Annotated in this window: 22 protein-coding genes and 1 pseudogene; 6 read left to right on the forward strand and 17 right to left on the reverse strand. The window is 70.2% G+C overall.

The features are described from left to right. The 11 genes from C463_RS15310 to C463_RS15360 all read right to left on the reverse strand — a co-directional run. Window positions 1-397 (reverse strand): 3-isopropylmalate dehydratase small subunit (locus C463_RS15310; protein ID WP_008445551.1); only part of this gene is annotated, 397 nt, incomplete at its 3' end. Further along, a complete protein-coding gene (gene leuC, locus C463_RS15315; protein ID WP_008445552.1) occupies window positions 397-1,857 on the reverse strand; it encodes a 3-isopropylmalate dehydratase large subunit in 1,461 nt (486 codons plus the stop codon). The genes C463_RS15310 and leuC, both read right to left, overlap by 1 nt. Before the next feature lie 58 nt (window positions 1,858-1,915). After that, the gene (gene ilvC, locus C463_RS15320; RefSeq protein WP_008445554.1) at window positions 1,916-2,977 is read right to left on the reverse strand and encodes a ketol-acid reductoisomerase; all 1,062 of its coding nucleotides are present in this window, start codon (window positions 2,975-2,977) and stop codon (window positions 1,916-1,918) included. Between the two features lie 43 nt (window positions 2,978-3,020). After that, complete coding sequence (ilvN, locus tag C463_RS15325) at window positions 3,021-3,713, reverse strand: acetolactate synthase small subunit (RefSeq protein WP_008445555.1); 693 nt, start codon at window positions 3,711-3,713, stop codon at window positions 3,021-3,023. Next, window positions 3,710-5,521, reverse strand: coding sequence for a biosynthetic-type acetolactate synthase large subunit (ilvB, locus tag C463_RS15330; protein ID WP_008445557.1), 1,812 nt, complete (start codon window positions 5,519-5,521; stop codon window positions 3,710-3,712). Before ilvB ends, ilvN begins: the two co-directional genes overlap by 4 nt. Window positions 5,522-5,903: 382 nt before the next feature. Further along, window positions 5,904-7,085: a LeuA family protein gene (locus C463_RS15335; protein ID WP_449271970.1), complete on the reverse strand. Its 1,182-nt coding sequence runs from the start codon at window positions 7,083-7,085 to the stop codon at window positions 5,904-5,906. A 404-nt stretch (window positions 7,086-7,489) separates the two neighbouring features. After that, the gene (locus C463_RS15340; protein WP_008445563.1) at window positions 7,490-8,242 is read right to left on the reverse strand and encodes an ABC transporter ATP-binding protein; all 753 of its coding nucleotides are present in this window, start codon (window positions 8,240-8,242) and stop codon (window positions 7,490-7,492) included. Further along, the gene (locus C463_RS15345) at window positions 8,226-9,095 is read right to left on the reverse strand and encodes an ABC transporter permease (protein ID WP_008445566.1); all 870 of its coding nucleotides are present in this window, start codon (window positions 9,093-9,095) and stop codon (window positions 8,226-8,228) included. Before C463_RS15345 ends, C463_RS15340 begins: the two co-directional genes overlap by 17 nt. A 1-nt stretch (window position 9,096) precedes the next feature. Continuing rightward, window positions 9,097-10,074: an aliphatic sulfonate ABC transporter substrate-binding protein gene (locus tag C463_RS15350; RefSeq protein ID WP_008445567.1), complete on the reverse strand. Its 978-nt coding sequence runs from the start codon at window positions 10,072-10,074 to the stop codon at window positions 9,097-9,099. Window positions 10,075-10,407: 333 nt separating this feature from the next. Next, window positions 10,408-10,686, reverse strand: coding sequence for a DUF7111 family protein (locus C463_RS15355; RefSeq protein WP_008445568.1), 279 nt, complete (start codon window positions 10,684-10,686; stop codon window positions 10,408-10,410). A gap of 116 nt (window positions 10,687-10,802) precedes the next feature. Next, complete coding sequence (locus tag C463_RS15360) at window positions 10,803-11,345, reverse strand: carboxymuconolactone decarboxylase family protein (protein ID WP_008445569.1); 543 nt, start codon at window positions 11,343-11,345, stop codon at window positions 10,803-10,805. A 184-nt stretch (window positions 11,346-11,529) separates the two neighbouring features. Between C463_RS15360 and C463_RS15365 the strand changes: the two genes are divergently transcribed. Next, on the forward strand, window positions 11,530-12,459 hold the full coding sequence (locus C463_RS15365) for a 1,4-dihydroxy-2-naphthoate polyprenyltransferase (RefSeq protein ID WP_008445570.1): 930 nt from the start codon (window positions 11,530-11,532) through the stop codon (window positions 12,457-12,459). After that, a complete protein-coding gene (locus C463_RS15370; protein WP_008445571.1) occupies window positions 12,456-13,586 on the forward strand; it encodes a mandelate racemase/muconate lactonizing enzyme family protein in 1,131 nt (376 codons plus the stop codon). The genes C463_RS15365 and C463_RS15370 overlap by 4 nt, the downstream gene beginning before the upstream one ends. Window positions 13,587-13,604: 18 nt before the next feature. Here C463_RS15370 and C463_RS15375 read toward each other — a convergent pair whose 3' ends face one another. Beyond that, on the reverse strand, window positions 13,605-14,033 hold the full coding sequence (locus tag C463_RS15375; RefSeq protein WP_008445572.1) for a halocyanin domain-containing protein: 429 nt from the start codon (window positions 14,031-14,033) through the stop codon (window positions 13,605-13,607). Between the two features lie 124 nt (window positions 14,034-14,157). Between C463_RS15375 and C463_RS15380 the strand changes: the two genes are divergently transcribed. Then, the gene (locus tag C463_RS15380; RefSeq protein WP_008445573.1) at window positions 14,158-14,610 is read left to right on the forward strand and encodes a DUF5799 family protein; all 453 of its coding nucleotides are present in this window, start codon (window positions 14,158-14,160) and stop codon (window positions 14,608-14,610) included. Between the two features lie 43 nt (window positions 14,611-14,653). Here C463_RS15380 and C463_RS19310 read toward each other — a convergent pair whose 3' ends face one another. Then, a complete protein-coding gene (locus C463_RS19310) occupies window positions 14,654-14,803 on the reverse strand; it encodes a DUF7557 family protein (RefSeq protein ID WP_008445574.1) in 150 nt (49 codons plus the stop codon). A gap of 66 nt (window positions 14,804-14,869) precedes the next feature. Beyond that, complete coding sequence (locus C463_RS15385) at window positions 14,870-17,053, reverse strand: hypothetical protein (RefSeq protein ID WP_008445575.1); 2,184 nt, start codon at window positions 17,051-17,053, stop codon at window positions 14,870-14,872. 146 nt (window positions 17,054-17,199) lie between these two features. On the opposite strand from C463_RS15385, the gene C463_RS15390 reads away from it, so the two are divergent. Further along, on the forward strand, window positions 17,200-18,276 hold the full coding sequence (locus C463_RS15390; RefSeq protein ID WP_008445578.1) for a phosphotransferase family protein: 1,077 nt from the start codon (window positions 17,200-17,202) through the stop codon (window positions 18,274-18,276). Between the two features lie 61 nt (window positions 18,277-18,337). On the opposite strand, the gene C463_RS15395 is transcribed toward C463_RS15390, so the two are convergent. After that, window positions 18,338-19,135: an aldo/keto reductase gene (locus C463_RS15395; protein ID WP_008445580.1), complete on the reverse strand. Its 798-nt coding sequence runs from the start codon at window positions 19,133-19,135 to the stop codon at window positions 18,338-18,340. A 120-nt stretch (window positions 19,136-19,255) separates the two neighbouring features. On the opposite strand from C463_RS15395, the gene C463_RS15400 reads away from it, so the two are divergent. Continuing rightward, a complete protein-coding gene (locus tag C463_RS15400) occupies window positions 19,256-20,215 on the forward strand; it encodes a transcriptional regulator TbsP domain-containing protein (protein WP_008445582.1) in 960 nt (319 codons plus the stop codon). Between the two features lie 111 nt (window positions 20,216-20,326). Here C463_RS15400 and C463_RS15405 read toward each other — a convergent pair whose 3' ends face one another. Continuing rightward, window positions 20,327-21,847, reverse strand: coding sequence for an aldehyde dehydrogenase family protein (locus C463_RS15405; protein WP_008445583.1), 1,521 nt, complete (start codon window positions 21,845-21,847; stop codon window positions 20,327-20,329). Window positions 21,848-21,936: 89 nt separating this feature from the next. On the opposite strand from C463_RS15405, the pseudogene C463_RS15410 reads away from it, so the two are divergent. Then, a pseudogene (locus C463_RS15410) lies at window positions 21,937-22,161 on the forward strand (helix-turn-helix domain-containing protein); the annotation flags it as partial. 154 nt (window positions 22,162-22,315) lie between these two features. Here C463_RS15410 and C463_RS15415 read toward each other — a convergent pair. Then, complete coding sequence (locus tag C463_RS15415; RefSeq protein ID WP_008445587.1) at window positions 22,316-23,113, reverse strand: RIO1 family regulatory kinase/ATPase domain-containing protein; 798 nt, start codon at window positions 23,111-23,113, stop codon at window positions 22,316-22,318. Between the last annotated feature and the right edge of the window lie 39 nt (window positions 23,114-23,152).

Consider the following 23,152-nt stretch of genomic DNA (forward strand, 5'->3'; position numbering starts at 1 on the left):
CCACGGTCTCGTGGTCCGCGGTGACCGCGGGGATGCCGAGCGACTTGCAGTTGTCGCGGAAGATTTCGGCGTAGGACTCGCCGACGACGCCGTCGACGCCCCATCGCATCATCGCCTGCGGCGCGTGCTCCCGGGAGGAGCCGCAGCCGAAGTTGGAGTTGACGACCGCGATCGACGCGCCCTCGAAGCGGTTGAGGGGGTGGTCGTTGAACTCCCCGTCCTCGTCGCGCCGGGCGTCGTAGAAGAGGTAGTCCGCCATGTTGTCGAACGTGACCTCCTTCATGAACTGCGCCGGCAGGATCTGGTCGGTGTCGACGTCGTCGCCCGGGATCGGGACGCCCGTGCCGGAGACCTCGGTGATGTGTTGATCCGTGCCCGCGTTGGCGTCGGGGGCCATCAGTCGGCCACCTCCTCGACGCCGCCCGCGCCGCCGGTCGGCCCGTCTTCCAGGTAGTCGCGCGCGTCGACGACCTCGCCCTCGACGGCCGCGGCCGCGACCATCGCGGGGCTCATCAGCACCGTCCGCCCCTCCTTCGAGCCCTGTCGCCCGACGAAGTTGCGGTTCGACGAGGAGGCGCACACCTCGCCGGCGTCGAGCCGGTCGTCGTTCATCGCGAGGCACATCGAGCAGCCGGCGCGCCGCCACTGGAAGCCGGCCTCGATGAACGTCTGGTCGATGCCGCGCGCCTCGCACTGCGCGCGGACCGTCTCCGAGCCGGGCACCGCGAGCGCGCGCACGTCTTCGTCGACGCTGTGGTTCTCCAAGATCCGCGCCGCCTCTTGGAAGTCGGAGAGCCGACCGTTCGTACAGGTGCCGAGGAAGGCCACGTCGACGTCGTATCCGAGCATCGACTGGCCGGGCTCGACTTCCATGTGGTCGATCGCCTTCTCGGCGGCCTCCCGGTCGGTCCGCTCGTCGAAGTCGTCCGGGTGCGGCACCGGCTCGTCGATCTCGACGACCTGGCCGGGGTTGATCCCCCACGTGACCAGCGGGTCGAGCCCGTCCGCGTCGACCGTGACCACGTCGTCGTACTCGGCGTCGTCGTCGGAGGCGACCGTCTCCCAGTACGCCTTCCGCTCCTCGAACGCCTCGCCATCGGGGACGTACTCGCGGCCCCGCAGGTACTCGTAGGTCGTCTCGTCGGGGTTGACGTACCCGGCGCGGGCGCCGCCCTCGATCGACATGTTACAGACGGCGAGCCGTCCCTCCATGTCGAGCGCCTCGATGGCGGGGCCGCCGTACTCGTACACGTGGCCGACGCCGCCGTCGACGCCGAGGTCCTTGATCACTTTCATGATCACGTCCTTCGCGTAGACGCCCTCGCCGAGTTCGCCCTCGACCTCGATCCGACGCACTTTCTGCTTGTCGGCCGCGATGCAGCCGGTCGCGAGCACGTCGCGGATCTGGCTCGTGCCGATGCCGACGCCGATGGAGCCGAACGCGCCGTGGGTCGCCGTGTGGCTGTCGCCGCACGCGACCGTCATCCCGGGCTGCGAGAGCCCCAGTTCGGGCGCGACGACGTGGGTGATCCCCTGTTTCCCGGAGTCGAAGCCGAAGAAGGTGATCCCGCTCTCGCTCGTGTTGCGTTCGAGCGCCGACAGCATCTCCTCGGCCTGGTCGTCGGCCAGCGGGCGCTCGCGCTTGTCGGCCTCCGTCGGCGCGATGTGGTCGGTGGTCGCGAACGTCTGATCCGGGTACGCGACGTCGAGGTCGCGCTCGCGGAGCATCCCGAACGCCTGCGGGCTCGTCACCTCGTGGACGAGGTGGAGCCCGATGAACAGCTGGTCCTGTCCGTTCGGGAGCTCCGTCACCTTGTGTCGCTCCCACACCTTGTCGTACAGCGTCCCCTCGCTCATCGGACGTCACCCCGGACCATCGCGCCGTCGGAGGACCGACCGCTCACCGCTACGCCCATCAGGCGGTCACCTCGGCGCTCTCCTCTTCCTCGTCGCCCTCGGCCGACTCCTCCCACGCGAAGAGGCCGCGGAGCTCGTCGCCGACGGCCTCGATCTCGTGGTTCTTCTCCGCGTTCCGGAGCTGGGTGTAGGAGGGGCGTCCCGCCTGGTTCTCCGCGATCCACTCGCGGGCGAACTGGCCGTTCTGGACCTTCTCCAGCACCTCCTCCATGTTCTCACGGGCGTGCTCGTCGACGACGACGTCGCCCTGCGTGAGCCCGCCGTACTCGGCGGTGTCCGAGACGGAGTCCCACATCTCGCCGAGCCCGCCCTCGTACATCAGGTCGACGATGAGCTTGAGCTCGTTGAGGCACTCGAAGTACGCCATCTCGGGGGAGTAGCCCGCGTCGACGAGCGTCTCGTACCCCTGCTTCACGAGCGAGGTGACGCCGCCACAGAGGACGGCCTGCTCGCCGAACAGGTCGGTCTCGGTCTCCTCCCGGAACGAGGTCTCGACGACGCCGGCGCGCGTACAGCCGATCGCGGCCGCGTACGCGAGCCCCTCGTCGTGGGCGTCGCCGGTCGCGTCCTGATACACCGCGAGGAGGCCGGGGGTCCCCTGATCGTTCTCGTAGTTGCGGCGCACGAGGTGGCCCGGCGACTTCGGCGCGACCATCGTCACGTCGACGTCCTCGGGCGGCTGGATCTGGTTGTAGTGGATGTTGAACCCGTGCGCGAACTGGAGCGTGTCGCCCGCGTCGAGGTTCGGCTCGATCGCGTTCTCGTACACGTCCGGCTGGACGGTGTCGGGGACGAGGACGCTCACCACGTCGGCCTCGCTGACCGCGTCTGCGGGAGTCTCCACGCGGAGCCCGTCGCTCTCGGCGGCGCTCCGGGAGGAACTGCTCTCGCGGAGGCCGACGATCACGTCGACCCCGCTCTCGGAGAGGTTCTGCGCGTGCGCGTGCCCCTGCGAGCCGTAGCCGAGGACGGCCACCGTCTTGTGGGCGATGGCCTCCTCGTCCGCGTCGTCGTCGTAGTATACTGTCGAATCGAACGTCTGTGTGTCGTCTTCGGTCATGTGTATCGTGTTGGGTGTGTGTCCGCGTGCGTGTCTCCGCGCGTCAGTCGTCGTGCGTGGTCGGTTCGCCGGCCGTTCCGGGCTTCTCTCCGGGCGCCGTCGGGGTGTCGCCGCGCGCGAGGGCCGTCGGTCCGGTCCGCGCTATCTCGACGATGCCGAACCGCTCGAAGGCGCCGATCGCGTTGTCGATGCTCGCCTTGTCGCCGGTGAGTTCGACCGTGATCGTCTCCGGTCCCGCGTCGACCGTCCGGCCGTCGTACATCTCGGAGACGGCGTGGACCGCGGCGGGGTCGTCGGCCTCGACCTTCAGCAGGACGAGCTCCGAGGTGACGGCGTCGCCGGCGACCTCGCCCACCGAGATGACCGGCTTCAGCTTCGCCATCTGCTTCTCGATCTGGTCGATGCCGGGGTCCGTCTCCTCGACGACCATCGTGATCCGCGAGTGGTCGTCGACGGTCGTCGGCCCGACCGTGAGGCTCTCGATGTTGAACTGGCGGCGGGAGACGAGCCCGGAGACGCGCGCGAGCACGCCGGGCTCGTCCTCGACGAGCGCCGAGATGACCGCGCGCCGCGACTCGTGTTCGGCCTCGACGACGGGATCGATTCGGATCCCTTCGAGATTCCGGCGCCCCTCCGGGTGGTCGCGCTCGGCCGGCCCGGGCTGCTCGCCGGGGAGCGGCCGGGAGTCGGCGTCGGGGGTCGTTCGCTCGTCGCCGTCGGCGGCGTCACCGCTCATAGCTGGTCCTCCGCGGCCGCGAAATTCCCGTTCGCGCCGCCGCTCGGCACCATCGGCAGGACGTTCTCCTCGGGGTCGACGTGGAAGTCGATCACGGCCGGCCCCTCGTAGTCGAGCGCCTCCTCGACGGCGGGCGCGACCTCGTCGTAGTCGTCGACGCGCAGGCCGAGGGCGCCGAACGCCTCGGCGAGCTTGTCGAACTCGGGCATCCACGTGTAGTCGGAGGCCATGTGTCGGCCCTCGTAGAAGGCGTCCTGCCACTGGCGGACCATCCCGATGTACTCGTTGTTGAGCACCGCGATGGTGATGTCCAGCTCCTCGCGAACCGCGACCGACAGCTCCTGCATCGTCATCAGGAAGGAGCCGTCGCCGTCGAAGCACACCACGTCGCGGTCCGCCTCGCCCATCGTGTCGGCCGCGACGCGCGCGCCGACCGCGGCTGGCACGCCGTACCCCATCGTGCCGAGGCCGTGCGAGGAGACCCACGTCCGGGGCTCCGAGTACGACCAGAACTGGGAGGCCCACATCTGGTGTTGCCCGACGCCCGTGGTGACGATGGTGTCGTCGTCGGTCGCCTCGTCGAACGCCTCGACGACGAACTGCGGCTTCAGCGGCTCGTCGTCCGGCGTCGCGTACGTGAGCGGGTACGTCTCCTTCCACTCGGCGCACCGTTCGCGCCACGCCTCGGTGTCGGGCCCCTCGCGGACCGCCGCGGTCAGCTGGTCCAACACGCGCCCGGCGTCGCCGATGAGCGGGTAGTCGGCGTGGACGTTCTTGCTGATCTCCGCGGGGTCGATGTCGACGTGGATCACCTCGGCCTCGGGCGCGAACGTGTCGATCCCGCCGGTGAGCCGGTCGTCGAACCGCGTGCCGACCGCGATCAGGCAGTCGGTGTGGGTGATCGCGAGGTTCGCGTAGCCGGTGCCGTGCATCCCCGCCCACGAGAGGCAGAGGTCGTCGTCCTCGGGGAACGAGCCGATGCCCGGCATCGTCGTCGTCACCGGGATCCCGTAGCTCCGAGCGAACGTCCGCGCCTCGGCGCTCGCGTCGGCCTTGATCACGCCGCCCCCGAACAGGCAGACGGGCCGCTCGGCAGACTCGATGGCGCGCGCCGCCTCCTCGACCGCGTCTTGGTCCGCGTTCGGGTCGGGGTCGGTCCCCGCCGGCGGCGTCGCCGGGCCGGGCGTCCGGTCCGTCTCGTCCTGCGTCACGTCTTTCGGGAGGTCGACCAGCGTCGGCCCGGGTCGCCCGGCCCGCGACAGTTCGAACGCCTCGCCGACGGTGTCACCGACGGTGTCGGCCCCGCCCGCGAAGTAGTTGTGCTTCGTGACGGGACGGGTGACGCCGACCGTGTCGGTCTCCTGGAACGCGTCGTTGCCGACGAACTCCGTGGGGACCTGTCCGGTCAGCGCCAGCATCGCGTCCGAGTCCATGTCGGCGTCGGCGATGCCCGTGACGAGGTTGGTCGCGCCCGGCCCGGAGGTGGCCATACAGAGCCCGGGTTCGCCGGCGACGACGCCGTACGCGTCGGCGGCGTGCGCCGCGCCCTGCTCGTGGGCCATCGTCACGTGCCGGATCGAGGAGTCGTACAAGGCGTCGTAGACGGGCATGATCGCGCCGCCCTGAACGCCGAAGGCGGTCTTCGCGCCCGCGGCTTCGAGGGCGGCGACGACGGACTCGGCGCCGGTGGAAACGGCTCCGGCGCCCCGTTCCTCGTCCGGGTCGGTCGGCTCGTCGGTCGCGGCCTCGGTCGACGGGTCGTCGGACTCGTCGCCGTCGGATCGCGGCTGTGCTGCTGTGTCGCTCATTGTCGTGGTGGGTGTGGCATCTGGCGGATTGTCGTGTCGGTCGCTGCAAACGCGGGACGAACGGGAGAACCCTCCGTGCGTGGGAAACAGCCCGGACGCCGGCGTTCGGCGGTGCGTCGAGTCGGTGAGGAAAGGGTAGTGTAGGGGGTTATACCCCTACAATGATCGGCGCGACGGCTCCCGGGACGCTCGCGCGCGCCGCGGCCGTGGTGTGCCGTCGCATCTCGCCCGGAGCAACGCGGCCGGGGTATAAATTCCTGTCGGGCCGCGCGCCGCGCCGCGCGGCGACGCACGCCGCGGGGTCGACGCGCTCCCCGGTCGGCGTTCTCCCGCGACCGCCCTCGCGGTCGCTCGGGGGGCGCTCCGGTCGGGGAGGGGGTCATCAGACCCGGACCTCCTCCTCGCGCGTGACGTCCGCCTCCTCGGCGAACCGCTCGACGTCGCCGGCGGTCACCTGCCGCTTGCCGGCGCCGTACTCCTTGACCCGCTTCGTGATCGTCCGGACCTCGCTGTCCGTCGGGTCGAAGCCGGCCTCCACGAGGTGCTTGCGCACGCTGTGGGTACCGGTGTGTTTGCCCAACACGAACTCGCGCTCGGCGCCCACCATCTCCGGGGTCATCACGCCCGTCTCGAACGTGTCGGCGTTCTCGATGACGCCGGCGGCGTGGATGCCCGACTCGTGGGCGAACGCGTTCCGCCCCGTGATCGGCTTGTTCGCGGGCACCGGGATGTCCGAGGCCTCCTCGACGATCCGGGCCAGCTTGGTGATCTGGGTCGTGTCGATGCCGGTGTCGACGCCGTACACCGACTCGACCGCCATGACGACCTCCTCGTAGGCGGCGTTGCCGGCGCGCTCGCCGATGCCGTTGACCGACACCTGCGCCTGCTCCGCACCGTTCTCGAAGCCCATGACCGCGTTCGCCGCGGCCATGCCGAAGTCGTCGTGGGTGTGGACGTCGACGCGGGCGTCGGTCGCCTCGACGACGGCCTTCACCGTCTCACCGAAGCTGGTCGGCATCCCGACGCCGCAGGTGTCGGGGATGTTGATCCAGTCGGTGCCGGCGTCCGAGACGGCCTCGACGATGTCCACCAAGTAGTCCGGGTCCGTCCGGGTGGCGTCCATCGGCGAGAACATGCACTCGACGCCGGCGTCCTTCACCTGCTCGACGGCGTCGACGGCTCGCTGTTTGGCCTCCTCGCGGGTCGCGTGCATCGAGTCCTCCAGCTGAACGTCGCTGGTGGAGACGAACACGTGGACCATCTCGACGCCGGAGTCGATGGCGGCGTCGATGTCGCCCTCGACGACCCGCGCCAGCCCGCAGACGGTGGTGTCCGTCGCGGCGGCGATGTCGCTGACGGCCTCGAACTCCGCGTCCGAGTTGACCGGGAACCCCGCCTCGATGACGTGGGTGTTCATGTCGTCCAGCGTCGCCGCTATGCGGCGTTTCTCGTCGTAGCTAAACGAGGTACGTGGTGACTGTTCTCCGTCTCGCAGGGTCGTGTCGAAGATCCTGACAGGACCAATTTCGACGTTAGAAGCTATTGTGCCCTGGAAGAACTCGATCCGCCGGGGTGTCCGACGAAGCCTCCGTGATGTCTGTCATCGATTCACGACAAGGCGGTCGGGTACTTAACGGTTTGGACGATCGCAAAATCGGAGCGGACCGGCAGTTCCGCGCGTCGCGTGGCGTGAACGGAAAAACGCCCGACAGCACCGGGATCTATACACCTTAAGGAGATTATACACACACCGGGGATCGGACGCGTATTCCGATCCGGAACACGGTTAATAAGTCGAATCGACGTTCGTTTCGTTCGGACGCCGGCCAGCGCGCGGTGCGTGGCAGCTATCCGCATCGTCGGAGCGCGGACCACACTACCACCGGAACGCAGACCGCGCTACCGCTCTGGCACAGACCGCGCTACCGCTCGGGCACAGACCGCGCTACCGCCCGGGCACGGACCGCGCTACCGCCCGAGCACCGCCGTCACTTCGCGTCGGAGCGCAACCAGTTCGGTGTCCGCCCGCTCGCGGGGGCGGTCGATGTCGACGTCGACGACCGACTCCACCGTGCCGGGCTGGCCGCCGAGGACGACGACGCGGTCCGCCAGGTAGACGGCCTCCTCGACGTCGTGGGTGACGAGGACGACGGTGGTGCCGCGCGCCTCCCACACGTCGAGCAGGTGGTCCTGCTGGTCCGCCTTCGTCAGCCGGTCGAGCGCCGAGAACGGCTCGTCGAGTAGCAGCACCGAGGGGTTATACGCCAGCCCGCGCGCGAGCGACACGCGCTGGGCCATCCCGCCGGAGAGCTCGTCCGGATGGCTGTCGGCGAACCCGCCGAGCCCGACGGTTTCGATCAGGTCGTCGACGCGCTCGCGGGCCGCCGGGGCGTCCGGATCGACGTCGGCCGGAAGCCCGACCGCAATGTTCTCGCGCACGTCCGCCCAGTCGAGCAGCCGCGGCTCCTGGAACACCATCCCGACGGCGTCGCTGCCGCCGTCGCAGACGTCGGTCCCGTCGACCGCGACGCGCCCGCCGAACTCCGCTTCGAGCCCCGAGAGCACGCGCAGCAGCGTCGACTTGCCGCAGCCCGACGGGCCGACGACCGCGACGAATTCGCCGTCCGCGACCGCGAGGTCGACGCCGTCGAGCGCGACCGTGTCGTCGTACCGCTTCCGGAGGTCGTCGACCGCGAGGACGGGGTCAGCGCCCGACGACACGGTCTCTCACCTCCTTCACCGCGACGTCCGAGCAGTTGCCGAGGAAGGCGAACAGCAGGATCGATCCCACGATGATGTCGGGCCGCGCGAGGGTCCGCCCGTCGCTGAGCAGGAACCCGATCCCCTGACTCGCCGCGATCAGCTCGGCGGCGACGACGAACATCCACGCCAGCCCGACGCCGCCGCGGATCCCGACGAGCAGATCGGGGAGCGCGGCCGGGAACACGACCCGGCGCAGCGACTCGACGCGCCCGAGGTCGTACACCTCGGCGACCTCCAGCAGTTCCTCGTCGACCGCCGCGATGCCGGTCGAGAGGTTGAGGTACACCGGGAAGAACGAGCCGACGGCGATGAGCAGCACCTTCGCGCTCTCGCCGATGCCGAACCAGAGGAGGAACAGCGGCACCCACGCCAGCGACGGGATGTTCTTCAGGCTCTGGAGCAGGGGGTCGAGCAGGTCGCTCGCCGTCCGCGAGAGCCCCGTAGCCGTCCCGAAGACGGTCCCGACGGCGATCCCGAGGCCGGCGCCGAGAACGACGCGCTGGACCGTGATCGCGACGTGGCCCCACAGCTCGCCGGAGGCGCCCATCCCGTACAGCGTCTCCGCCACCCGCAGCGGGGTCGGCAGCTGGTACGCCGGGATGGTGCCGGTCGCAACGATGAGGTGCCAGACGACGACGACCGCGGCAGGGACGAGCAGCCCGAGCAGGGGGCGGAACCGACTCGCGGCGGGGAGGGGCACCGGGCCGAGGCTGTGCGACTCGGCGTTGCCGGCCGACCCGCCCGCCGTCGACCCGCGGCCGGAGTCGGACTCGCGGGAGACGTCCGACTCCCGGCGGGTGTCGGCGGCCATCTCAGACGACCTCGCTCGCGAACTCGGAGTCGATCAGGTCGTCGACGTTGCCCGCGGGGTCGGCGTCGTCGGTCACGAGGCCCTCGCGTTCGAGGATCGGCGAGAGGTCGGAGAGGAGCTCGCGGTGCGGCTCGCCCGGAATCGGCTCGGAGAGGTCGTTCCGCTGAGTGAACACGCGCTCCGCGACCGGCGCCGACATCTCGGAGGCGTCGGCGAGGATCCCCGCGGTCGCCTCGGGGTTCTCGACGGCCCACTGACGACCGCGCTCGTAGGCGTCGAGGACGCGCGTCGCGTCCTCGGTGCGGTCCGCGAGGAACCCGTCGAGGAAGTTCAGGAAGCCGTAGGTGTTGTACCGGGGCTCGCGGAAGAACAGCTCCGCGCCGTCGTGTTCGAGCTCCAGCTCCGCCATGTGGGGGTCGAGCCCGGCCCACGCGTCGACTTCGCCGCGGACCAAGGCAGACTGTCCCTCCGGGTGCTGGAGGTTGACGACCTCGACGTCCGCCTCGCTCAGCCCGGCGTCGTCGAGCGCCTGAAGCAGAAAGAAGTACGGGTCGGTTCCCCGGGTCGCGGCGACGCGGCTCCCCTCGAGGTCTGCCACCGACTCGATGCCGGTCTCTTGGAAGGTGACTAAGGCGGTCCACTCCGGCTCCGAGTAGATGTACGGCGTCGTGATCGGCACGCCGTTCGTGCGGGCCATCAGCGCCGCGATCCCCGCTGTCGAGGAGACGTCGGCCTCGCCGCTCTGCGCGTACTCGTTCGCCTGATTGCTCCCGAGGCTCAACACCCACTCGACGTCGGTGCCGGTGTCCGCGAACGCCGCCTCGAGCCAGCCCTTCTCGCGCAACACGAGGCTGACCGGGTTGTAGTACGCGTAGTCGACCGTCACCGTCCCCGATTCGCTCCCGCCACCGACGCAGCCGGCGACGAGCGAGCCGCCGATCGCCGCGCCGGTACCGCGCAGGAATTTCCTTCGGTCCATCCTGACTCCTGCTACCGGTGCCACGCATAAGGCCATATGGCTATGGAGAATATTCAACTCCGGCTATGATGTTCCATGGTTATTTATTTTCAATAGTGGGAGTCGTTCACACGGGCGTCGATCGTCGTGTTACCGTTCCTGCTGGCCCGTCGTCCTTCTCGGAGCTGCTTCGGACCATCGACGAAGCAGTTCGGCTCGCGTTCCGGGTGCCGGATCATGTTGCTGGTTGTTCGCGCCGACGGCGCCGCTGATCGCGAGAACACATCGGCTGCGCCGGCGCCGTAAGCCGCAAGGGATCACCGATTTCGCCGGGCGGGCGGTTCGCCGCCGCGGCTACATTCCCATGTCGGCCGCGGCGTCCGGTACCGGGAGGTCGGGGACATCGACGCCGAGCAGTTCGGCGGCGTGGTCGAGCGCCATGTCGAACCCGTAGTACCGCTCCAGTTCGTCGCCGTCGGGGCCGGCCCGGACCTTCAGCATGGCGTACCCCTCGGCGTTCTGCGCGACCGTCGCCTCGCTGCCGTCCCGCGAAAAGGTGAGCAGGCGTTCGCCGTCCGTCTCCTCGTAGCGTGCCGCGACGCCGTTCGCCGTCGCGGTCTCCGTGTCGGTCATACGTGCCGTATGGGCCGATCCCTGTCGAACCTGTCGGTCGCCGAGGGGGGGGATTCGGGGCGCGTCCGTTCGGCGAGGGAGGAGTCGGACCGCGTCGGGTCGCGGTCGACGCCCGGCTACCGCGGGTCCCAGCCGTGGAGCTCGGTCCCCGACTCCAGTTCGAGGTCGAACGCGTCGATCATTCCGCCGAGCGCGTCGTACCCCCGCGCGGCCGCGGCGATGCCGACGACCGTCTCGTCGTCGTACAGCGCCGCGATCTCCTCGTGTGCGATCGCGTCGACCTCGCCGCGGGCGACCGCGAGCGCGTACTCGACCAGCGTCGTCTCCGCGTCGCCGAGGGGCGCGGGGTCGCCGCGCCCGAGCGCCGCTATCTCGTCGTCGCTGATCCCGACGCCGCGGGCGACGTTGACGTGCTGGTGCCACTCGTAGCGGTTCCCGATATCGCTCGTGACCGCGAGGATGACGAGTTCGCGCTCCCGGTCGGTGAGGCCGCTGTCGGTCCACAGCGACCCGAGGAACGACCGGAGCCCCGCCAACACCTCGGGGTTGTTTCCGATCGACTGGTACACGTGGAGCGGTTTGCCCTGAAGCGACGACTCCAAGAGGTCCTCGTACTCGTCCGGCACGTCCGACTTCTCGGCGTAGGGAACGCGGGCCATAGCGGGCCGTCGCGCCGTCGGGGGATATGTGTACGCGACTCGGTACCGTTCGCCGCGATCGCTATCGTTCACCGCGACGGGTACCGGAGCCGACCGGTCAGACGGAGGCCGGGGCGCCGTCTGCGCGACCTCGCGGCGATCCGCGATGGCAAGGTTAAGGGACGCCACGCACCAACTATCGGCAATGAGTATCGAGGTGACTCGGCGGCGCGCGTGGGTGATGGCCGCCCGGCCACAGACGCTCCCGGCCGCGGCCGCGCCGGTGGTCGTCGGCGTCGGGCTGGCGCTCGCCGACGGGGTGTTCGCCCCGCTGCCCGCGCTCGCGGCGCTCGTCGGCGCGGCGCTGATCCAGGTCGGCACGAACTTCGCCAACGACTACTACGACGCGATCCAGGGCGCCGACACCGACGACCGCGAGGGGTTCACCCGCGTCGTTGCGAGCGGCCTCATCGAGCCGCACGAGGTGAAGCGGGCGATGTGGCTCACCTTCGCGGCCGCGATCGGCGTCGGGACCTACCTCGTCGCCGTCGGCGGCGTCCCCATCCTCGTGATCGGGCTCGCCTCCGTCGCGGCCGGGATCGCCTACACCGGCGGTCCGTACCCGCTCGGCTACCACGGGCTCGGCGACCTCTTCGTGTTCGTCTTCTTCGGCGTGATCGCGGTGACGGGGACCTACTACGTCCAGGCTGCGGCGCTCCTCTCCGGGTGGTTCCCGATGGGCGCCCCGGCGGAGACCATCACGCTCGCGGCGGTCGTCGCGAGCCTCCCGATCGCCGGGCTGTCGACGAACATCCTCGTCGTCAACAACCTCCGTGACCGCCAGGAGGACGCCTCGACCGGCAAGCGCACGCTCGCGGTCCGGTTCGGCTACCGCTTCGCCCGCGGCGAGTACCTCGCGATGCTCGCCGTCGCCTACCTCGTCCCGCTGTGGTTCGTCGCGCGCGGCGACGGCCTCGCGACGCTGCTCCCGCTCGTCACGCTCCCCCTCGCGGCGGCCGTCGCGCGGACGGTGCTGACCGAGACGTCCGGCGAGGCGCTCAACCCCGCGCTCGAATCGACCGGGAAACTGCTCGCGGCGTACGCCGTCGCGTTCGCCGTCGGTCTCGCGGTGTGACCGCCGACGATCCCCGCGGCGAGGAGCCGTTCGAGACGCTGCGACGCCGGCCGTTCGCGCTCGACCTAACCCGACCGCTCGGCACCGCCCACGGAGAGATCCGTCGCCGAGAGGGGTTCCTGATCGCGGTCGAGCGCGGGAGCGACACCGACGGCGCGGTCGGCCTCGGCGAGGCGACCCCGCTTCCGGGGTGGACGGAGTCGCGCGAGGAGTGCGCGGCGGCGCTCGACGGTCTTGACGAGCGGGCCGGAGCCGGAGCCGCGCCGGAGTCGCTCGACACGGGGGCGACGCCGGCCGCGCGACACGGCGTCTCCCTCGCGCTCGTCGACGTCGCTGCCCGCGACGCCGGCGCGTCGCTCGCGGAACACCTCTCTGACGAGGCCGGCGTGACCGCGACGCCCGCGGACGCCGTGCCGGTCAACGCGACCATCGGGGACGGCGAGCCGAACGAGACCGCCGCCGAAGCGAGGGGGGCGGTGGAGGCGGGGTTCGATTGCCTCAAGCTGAAGGTCGGCGCCCGCGACGTCGACGCCGACGTCGAGCGCGTCCGCGCGGTCCGCGACGCGGTCGGCGACGGGGTCGCGCTCCGCGCCGACGCGAACGGCGCGTGGGACCGGCAAGTGGCGCGCCGCGCGCTCGACGCGCTGGCCGCGTTCGACCTCGCGTACGTCGAGCAGCCGCTCCCAGCGGACGATCTTAACGGGCTGGCAGCGCTTCGCGAGGGCGACCGCTCCGGGCAACCGGACGACGGCGTCCCGATCGCGGCCGACGAGTCGGTCGCGGCTCGCGGGATCGACGCCGTCTTGGAGGCTGACGCGGCCGACGCGGTCGTCCTCAAGCCGATGGCGCTCGGCGGGCCCGACCGCGCGCTCGCGGCCGCGCTGCGGGCGCGGTCGGCCGGCATCGATCCCGTCGTCACGACCACGGTCGACGCGGTCGTCGCGCGGACGGCGGCCGTCCACGTCGCGGCCGCGATCCCCGACGCGGCGCCGTGCGGGCTCGCCACGGGGGAGATGCTCGACGAGGACCTCGCGCCCGATCCCTGTCCGATCGACGACGGGCGGATCGAAGTCCCGTCAGGTCCGGGGCTCGCTGGCGGCGCGTTCGACGATCTCCGGCGCGAGTGAGTCGGCCGCGACTCCGGCTCAGGCCCCGTCGGAGACGACCTCGACGCTGCCGCGCATCCCCCGAGTCTGGTGTGGCGTACAGAGGTACTGGTGAGTCCCGGGCACCTCGAACGCACGCTGGAAGGTGCTGCCCGCTCCGGCGAGGATGTCGGACGCGAACGAGCCGTCGACGGCGTACACGTCGTGGCCGCCGCCGCTCCCGGTCCACTCCCAGACGACCGTCGTCCCGTCGTCGACCCGGATGTGCGCCGGCGCGTACGAGAACCCGCCGTTCGCTCCGACGGCGACCTCGACGGTCGGCTCGCCCGTCCGGTCGACCCGCTCGTCGCTCGGTGTCGCTCGGCCGTCCGTCCCCGACCCGGGGAGAGCGGCGTCGACACAGCCCGCGACGGCGGCGGTCGCGGTTCCCACGGCGGCGAGGAGGTCGCGGCGACTCCTGTCAGTCATACCCCGACGGAGGCGGTCCGCGGTATAAACTCCTCCGCGTCCCCTGCGTCCTCCGCGTCTCCCGCGTCCCGTCGCGCCGACCGGAGGGGGACGGACTTTTCACCGCGACCGGCGAACGAGGCGTATGAGCGAGTGGACCGACGCCATCGTCGGCGAGCGCATGACCGTCGACAACCAGTTCAACGAGCGCGTCGCGGCGTCGCGCTTCTCCAGTCAGGAGTGGGGACTGATCATGACGGCCACGGAGTTCGAGATCGAGAACGCCGACGACCCCGAGGCCGCTCGGGTCGTCGCGAACACGTCGAGCCTCCCCGCGATCATGCCCGAACTGGAGAACCTCCGGTCGCAGATGGCGGGGATGGGCGGCGCTCCCGGCGGCGACGCCGGGGGGTCGGACGGCGGGGTCGTCGACTCGATCAAGGGCGCGCTCGGGCTCGGCGGCGGCGGGTCGAGCGGCCCATCCGACGAGGAGTTGGAGGCCGCGGAGCGGCTGGTTCAGGAGTACGCCGACGAGCTACAAGCGCACTTGGAGGAAGTCGGCAAGTGGGAACAGGTCCGCGTCGCGTATCAGGAGTAGGACCGACTACCGGCGGCGGCCGCGAGCGGTCGGCCGACCGCCGTCACTCCACGTCGCTGCCGCGGAACAGCGTGAGCTCTTCCGCCTCGTAGATGCTGATGAGTTCGCTGACGATCTCGTCGTACTCCTCGTCGTCGATCCGGAGCGCGTCGAGCCGCTCGACCGTCTCTTCGTCGAGGTGGATCTGGGGCATGGGTGTGGATCCGTGACCAATTCATAAAAATCGGTGGGGAGTGAGACGGTTCGGAGGAACAGGCGCTTATTCGCCTCGATACTGTTCGTTCCGACAGCCGGCCAACTCGGCGTTTGACTGTCCCTCTCTTGCGACCTCGGTTACGTCTTCATCTGAAAGATCGTCGCTCCAGAGGACAATGTCGTTCGGGAACAAAACGACCGGAGACTTCTCTGCGTGGATCTGAAGTATGTCCGAGATATCCGCATTTCCGAGGTCGACTTTTGTCCCCACCAGCGTCGATTTCAAGTCGTTGAAGACGTGGACGACTCGGAATTCCCCGCCGATCAGTACGCCAGTCGAAAGCAGCGACTGGACCGACACGCGGAACGTATCGTCCGAGAGCGGCCGACACGCGTACAGTTGCGTTGCACGTCCCCGGTCGTTGGCAACAGCAGTGGCCGGATCGCCAGCGTATCGGAGGTCCACGCCCTCATCGGGAAGTGCCAGTTTGGTTGCGACGCCGACCGGAAAGCTGGCGCTGAGAAGTCCGATCAGGGACCGAATCCGATCCGCGGAGACACGACCGTCGACGAGGAGGGCGCTTACCCCGCCCCGGTTGACCGCGTCGACGCCGACGGCGATGTCGACCGAATCCTCGAACAGCGTAAACACGGGGCTATCGTTCCGGGTCGCTTTCTCCGAGCGTGACACGTCGTCAATACCGTCAACCGAGTCGATTACGTCGTTTTGAACTGTGGCCCCGCAGTAAGCGATGTCGAGTTCAGGATCGGATAGCGTCTCCGCTACCTCGTCGGGAGACGGTGAAGCGAGAACGGTCAGGGATCCGATCCCGTCGAGGTCAGTTGGTTCGGAGAGCGATGCTCGGACGGTACGGGCCCGTTCGGAGTCACCGAACAGGAGCGCGACCGCGACAGCCCCGCGCTCCGGGATTTGTCTTTGGATGCGATTCTCGTACGCCGCCGGTGTGAGTGCCGATACGCCGGTCTGTAGCGGCTCCGTGTCCGGGCTTGGAACGTCGCTCGTCGTCGGTCCACCAGGGGTTGCTACTGACCGCCGCTCCTGGTCGGCGATCGCTCCGCCCGACCTGTCGGAGCCCGGCAGTTCTGCCAGAGTCTGAGGTGATGTCGCAGCGGCCATCGGCGCGCCCGGTCGCGGAGAGTCCGAATCGCCGCGGACGCAGATCGGCGCGAGGACGTGAGCGAGGTGCGGGAGCAGTTCCGCGGCCGCGGGCGCAGGCCGCAGAACCGCCTCCGTCGGCCACGCGGGCAAGTACGGGGCGACCGTCTCGGGGGCGACCTCCAAGTACTCCATCAGCCGCTCGCTCATCGACCGGTCGGTGAGCTTCGGCGGATAAAAGGGGAGCACCGGACCGAGTTCCTCGTACGCGTACCGGTCGGACGGGATGTACCCCTCCGTCCGCGCGAGCGTGTCGAGGAAGAAGCACGTCTTGAACAGCTCCGTGACGCGCTCTTCGAGGGCCCGACCATCGGTCGGAAGCCGCTCCTCGTACCCGGTGTCCAGCCGGATCGCCGGGGCGTCGCCGGTCGTCATCCGGGCGCCGAGGTAGTACGACAGCGTCGAGAGCCGGAACACGTCCGCGTACGTCGGTCGGACGACGACCTCGACGCCGGTGTCGGGAACGGTGAGCGGGCTGGGGACCTCGAGCGAGTCGCCGCGCTCGATGCGCGGCGGGTAGCCGCGGAGGGTCGGCCACGAGCGCTCGGGCGTGAACTCCTTGATCGACGACCCGAGGACGGACACCGCTTCCGTCAGCGCGGTCGGGTCGTCCGGGACCGTGATCGTCGCCTCGGGGCGCGTGTGGAGCGACCGCCCGCCGACCGAGACGGTTCTGGGGCGGTCGAACGAAAGCGTGACCGGGCCGGGTCCGGCCGCGCCGCCCGCGGATATCTCGGCGTCCGTCACCCGTACCAAGACTTTCGTCGCGCCGTTGACCTCGATACAGTACGAACCGCGCGGGAGGTCCATCGGCTCGTCGAGGCGAGCGACGTGATCGCCGTCGGCATCGCGGACGGCGATCGACGCGTACTCGGGGATCTCGAGCGACCCCGCCTCGAAGCTGACCGCCCGGTCGATCGGGGCCGGGAACAGCTCCGGGAGCGCCGGCGAGAGTTCGGGCTCGCGGTCGACGCGGAGTCGAAGCTCGTCGCCCTCGATGGCGTCGCGCACCGTCAGCGCCGTCCCGTCGACCTCGAACCCGACGCGCCCGTCAGACAACCCATCCGTCACTGAACCTTCCTGATTCACCGACACGTATGACGTTGTCGGTGATATCCCCGATTCTGGTAATTGACGCCGTGTTGGCTGCCGTCACGAGCCACGATAGTACATCTTTGACAACAATGTTAACATCGATCGGACTCGGAATGAAACCCATGAACGGCGTCGAGTCCGGCCAGATCGATCGCGCGCTCGCGGCGGCGTTTCCGGATCGCCCCGTCGAGCGGCTGACCGGCGTCGGTCCCTCGTGGAACGGCGCCAACGAGACCGTCGGCGTGGTCTTCGCCGACGGAACGCGGGCGTTCCTCAAGGTCTCGCTCGCCGACGAGAGCCACCGGCTCGCTCGCGAGCGCACAGTTCTCCAATACCTGCTGACCCACGACCTCTTTCCGGTGCCCGAGGTGCTAGCAGCGGACCCGGGCGGCGACCCGGCGTACCTCGCGACCGCGCCGGCTCCGGGTCGCGGGCTCCTTGACCGCTATGCGACCGCGGGCGACGCGGAACGCGAGCGCCTGCTCCGGCGCGTCGGCGCCGCGCTCGCGGCGCTCCACGCCGACCGGTTCGCGCGTCACGGGGAGATCGTCGGCCCGGGGACGGAGACTGGGAGCGCGGCAGAGGCGGCCGGAGGCGCGGCGGAGGCGAGCGAGGCCGCGCGGGGCGACGATGGGGACGCCCCGAGCGGCCTCTCGATCGAGTTCGCGTCGTGGACGGACGTGCTCCTCACGACGATCGAACGGACCCGCGAGATCGGCACCTCAGACCGGTTGTCGGACCACTACGATGCGGTGATCGACTGCGTCCGCGAGAACCGGGAAACGCTCGACGACGCGCCGGCCGCGCTGCTCCACGGCGACGTCACCAAACCGAACCTCTTCGTCGCGGGCGCGGGCGATGACCGGGACGCGTCCAGCCCGAGCGTGGCCGCGATAGATTGGGAGCTGTCCCACGTCGGCGACCCCGTCCGCGACTTAGTGCGCGCCGAGGACCAACTGCTCAACGGCTTCGACTCGACAGGGCCGGAGCGGTTCGCCGCGGCCCTCCGGGAGGGGTACCGCGAGCGCGCCGGCGGCCTCCCGGCGGGATTCGAGCGTCGGCGCCCCGTCTACGAGGTCGTCAGGATGCTCGGGCGCTCCGGCTTCGTCGACCAGTGGACGACGTACCTCGACGAGCCGCTCGACGCTTTGGTCGAGCGCGCGGACGCCGAGCTGCGGGCGCGGCTCGACGCGGTCTGACCGGGAGAACGGGTCGACGGCGGAACGAGGCCGGGACGGCGGTGGAACGGGGCCCCTCTCGTCAGCGGTTCCACGCCGCGTCGTCGGGGTCGATCTGCCGCTCGCCGGGGTCGAGCGCGTCGATCTCGTCGAGATCGGCGTCGGGCAGGTCGACGTCGACCGCGCGGAGGTTCTCTCGCACGTGGTCGCCACGGGCCTTCGGGATCGGGACGATCCCGCGGTCGAGCGCCCACGCGAGCGCGGCGACCGCCGGAGAGCAGTCGTTGCGTTCGGCGATGTCGGCGATCGCCGGGTCGTCGAGGATCTCCCCGCGGCCGAGCGGCGAGTAGCCGACGAGGCGGTGGTCGAACTCCGCGGCGAGGGCGCGCAGTTCCGACTGTCGGAACCGAGGGTGACACTCGACCTGATGGGCCGCGATCGGCGCGTCGAGGACCTCTCGGGCCTCGCGCAGCAGGGCGGGGGTGAAGTTCGAGACGCCGACGTGATCCGTCACGCCCGCGTCGCGGAGGTCGTCGAACGCCGGCAGCGTCGCCGCCGCGTCGTACGCCCGGATCGGCCAGTGGACGTACAGGAGGTCGACGCGGTCGAGGCCGAGCCGATCGAGGCTCTCGCGCGCCGTCTCGCGGACGTCCTCGGGCGCGAGGTTCTCGGGGTGGACCTTCGTGGCGACGACCACGTCGTCGCGGTCGACGTCGCTCTCGGCGATCCCCGCGCCGACCGCGGCCTCGTTGTCGTACATCTGCGCGGTGTCGACGTGGCGGTAGCCGGCCTCCAGCGCCGCGGCGACGGTGTCGGTACAGGTCTCGGGGTCGTCGAGCCCGGACGTTCCGAGCCCGATCGACAGGTCGAGCGGTGGCACGCGTCCCCGTTCCGCCCGCGAGATAAAAAAGGCGCGCGAGCCGGCACGCCGCGGCCCGAGCGTCCGTGGACCCCTCGGCGGCCTACACAGTTAATCCGTCGCGCGCGCTATCGGGGGTCGATGGCGACCGGTCCAGCACTCCCCTCGACCCCGGAGCCGCTCCCGCTGGGCGCGCTCTCGGACCCGATCCTCGTCGACCCTGGCCCGCGGCTGCTCCGCGCGGTCCTCGAGGCGTACCGCGAGGCCGCCCCGGCGCTCGTCGCCCCGAGCGTCGCGGACCTCGCGAGCGAGGCGGACGAAGGGGACGAGACCGACGAGGCGCGCGGAGACGACGACCTCGCTCCGTCCGAGCTCCCGTCGCTGCGCGTGTTCGCGGGCGAGGCCGCGGTCGACGCCGCGACCGCCGGGTTCCGTCCGGCGAGCCGACTCGCGGCGCTGCTCGACGCCGACGCGGTCGACCTGCGCGTCCTCGACGCGCCGCAGCCGAATCCGGTGCTGGCGGGGGCGGAGACGGGGTTCGCGCTGATCGGAACCGAGCGCGACGGGGCGGGCGGAGAGACGAGCGGAGAAACAAGCAGGGAGACGATCGGAGAGGTAGAGTGGCACCCTATCGGCGACGACGCCTCGCTGCGCGGGCGGTACGCGTCACGGTTCGCTGACGCCGAGCCGTACGGGCTCCGGACGCCGAGCCGGCGACGCGTGTACGAGGGGTTCGCGGCGCGGTGCGACGAGTCGGTCGCGGCCGCGGTGCTTCGGACGCTCGACGCCGAGGTCGACTCGGAGACCTCGAAATCAATCGGTCCGGACTCGGAGGAGACCCGCCTCCGCGCCTACGCGGTCGGCGCCCGCGAGGGCGTCCTCGACCGGACCCTCCGGCGGGCCTGCGAGGACGCGGGGCTCGGGAGCCCGTCGACGTTCACGCGCATAAAGCGGCTCCTGCGGGAGGCCGACCTGATCGAGACGGTGTCAGAATCGCAGCCGGTCGGGCGTCCGCGGGAGCGGCTCGCGGCTCACACCGAACTCGCTGCGGCGGAGGCTCCCGAAGCGGTCGTCACGGCGGTTCGGAACGTGACGGAGTGAGAAGGGCTCGAACGGCCGTCTTCGAGCGTCAGCCCGGCCGTTTCAGCATGATACAAGGTGGTGCCTCCGACCTCAAGGAGCGAGCGCAGCGAGCGAGTAGGCCGGGGTAGTTTACTCGTCCTTCGTCTTGATGTCCGCCGAGAGCCCCTGCGCCATCTCGATCTCCTTCGAGTTGTTCAGGGTCCACGCGGTGCGGTCGGTGACGGCCTCGATGGCCTCGCGGGCGGAGGGGTAGCCGTTGCCGGACTTCTTCACGCCGCCGAAGGGGAGCTGGACCTCGGCGCCGATGCACGGGAGGTTCCCGTACGCCAACCCAAGCTCGGCGTGGTCGCGGTAGTAGTTGATCTGCCGGTAGTTCTCGGAGATGATCGCGCCGGCGAGGCCGTAGTCGGTGTCGTTCTGGATCTCTACGGCCTCCTCGATGTCGCCGTCGTACTCCATGAGCGCGACGTGGGGGCCGAACACCTCCTCGCGAGTACAGGTGAGGTCGGCGTGGGGATCGGCCTCGTAGACGAACGGCCCGACCCAGTAGCCGTCCTCGTGGCCGTCGGGGATCTCCTCGTCGTCGAGCTCTGTCCGGTCAACGAGGACGTTGACGCCCTCCTCGCGGGCCGCCTCGTTGTTCCGGGTGACCTTCTCGCGGTGTTCCGCCTCGATGAGCGGCCCCATGAAGGTGTCCTCGTCGAGCGGGTCGCCGACCGCGACCGACTCCGCCACCTCGACGAACCGCTCTTTGAACTCGTCGTACACGTCCGTGTGGACGATCAGGCGCTCGGAGGAGACGCAGCGCTGGCCGGTGGTCTTGAACGAGGACATCACCGCCGAGTGGACCGCGACGTCGAGGTCCGCCTCCTCGGTGACCACGATGGCGTTCTTCCCGCCCATCTCGCAGGCCGCGCGCTTGCCGGCGACGCCGCCGAGCTTGTCCTGGATGTGGTGGCCGACCTCGGCCGACCCGGTGAAGATGACGGTCTCGACGTCCTCGTTCTCGACGATCGCGTTGCCGGCGTCGCCGAACCCTTGGACCATGTTGAACACGCCGTCGGGGATCCCGGCGTCGTCGAACATCTCCGCGATGATCTGCGCGCACCACGGCGTCTGCTCGGCCGGCTTGAACACGACGGTGTTCCCCTCGACCAGCGCGATGGCCATGTGCCAGTAGGGGATGGCGACCGGGAAGTTCCACGGCGTGATACAGCCGGTGACGCCGCGCGGCTTCCGGCGCATGTACGCGTCCTTCGAGGGGATCTCCGAGGGGACGATGTCGCCCTTCGGGTGTCGGGCGTCGCCCGCGGCCCACTCGACCATGTGCGCGGCCTCGACCACGTCCGCTTTCCCCTCGCTTATCTCCTTGCCGCACTCCTTGGTGACGATCGCTCCGAGTTCGTCGGTGCGGTCGCGGAGCTCGTGGTACACGTCCCAGAGATACTCCGCGCGCTGGATCCGCGAGAGCTCGCGCCACTCCTCGAACGCCGCGTCCGCGGCGTCGACCGCGCGGTCGACGTCGTCGGGGGTCCCCTGTCGGAACTCCCCGAGCGTCTCCCCCGTCGCGGGGTTCTCGCTCTCGAACGTCTCGGACCCGTCGCCGTCGACCCACTCGCCGTCGATGTAATGCTGGTAGGGCTGCGCCATGTTCGAGGCTTCTGGTCGGCACGTCCAAATAACCCACCCTACCATGGTCGGCAAGGTCTTTCTCATGCGGTGCCAAACATAACGGGCCAATGGCGACAACCGACGCGGAAGTGGCGGGCGAGTGGGCCGGAACCAGGCTCACGCTCGATCTGTGGCATCCGAACTGCTGGGCGATCGAGGCGACGAGCAGGACCGACGGCGGCGTGCTCGCACACGCGATCTACAACTCACCGGTGGCCGAGAGCGAGGCGCCCAACATGGTGAACGGCCTGTTCACAGCGTTCGGAGACACGAACGAGGAGGTCTCGCAGCTGTACCTCGGCGGCTGAGTCGCCGCCGTCCCTTTTCGCCGTCCGAATCACATGACCGCCGGTATCGAACGCGACGCCTTCCCCTTCGCTCCGCTCACGTCAGCGAGCGCGCGGAGGCGCCCGACGGGTCGGCCGACCCGACCGGGGAGAGCGCGTCCTATGCGGTCCGTTTCTCCAGCTCCCCTTTCAGCTCCGCCCCCCCGAAGTCGTGGTCGGGTCGGATCGCGACGAAGTCGAGGAACCGACGCGCCGCGAGGAGCTCGTCGGCCGAGTAGCTCGACAGCGCGGCGTCGATCGTGTCCGACGCGCCGACGAGCGGCTCCAGCGCGGCGAGCGCGCTCGCGAGGTCGTACGCCCGGGCCGCCTCGCGGCCGTCCTCGCTCACGCGGGTCGCGTCGATGACGTACAGCTCCCCGTCGGCGACGAGGACGTTCTCGGCGCGGAGGTCGCCGTGCGCGAGCCCCGCGTCGTGGACCGTCCGCAGCGTCGCGAACAGGTCGGGCGCGAGCCGGGCGACCGCCTCGGGGTCCAGCTCGCCGAGGGTGCGGAACTCCGGGAGGTACTCCAACACGAGCACGCCGAGGTCGCCGACCTCGAACGCCTCGATCGGCTCGGGCGCGTTGACGCCGAGTTCGCGGACGCGCCGGGTCGCCTCCAGCTCGTGGCGCGCCATCTCGTAGGGGGTCTCGTGGCGCTCGAAGAACCCCCCCGTGCCGGCCGAGAACGCCCCGAGGTTCCGCCCCGTCGTGAACAGCGCGTGGACGAGCGTGTTCTGTCGGGTGATCACCTTCACGAAGAGGTCGTCGTCGACGACCATCGGCGTCGAGAGCCAGTTGTCGGCGTCGAGGAACCGCACGCGCATCTCGTCGCGGTCGTACCGGTCCGCCAGCTCGCGCGCGACCCGCTCGATGTCGGGCCAGTCGACGCGCCCGCGAACGAGCTGCCGGAACTCCATACCGGCGGCACGCGGCGACGCCTCATAAGTCGTCGGCTC

Origin of the sequence: Halorubrum californiense DSM 19288 (genome assembly GCF_000336875.1) — an archaeon.
Taxonomy (GTDB): domain Archaea; phylum Halobacteriota; class Halobacteria; order Halobacteriales; family Haloferacaceae; genus Halorubrum; species Halorubrum californiense.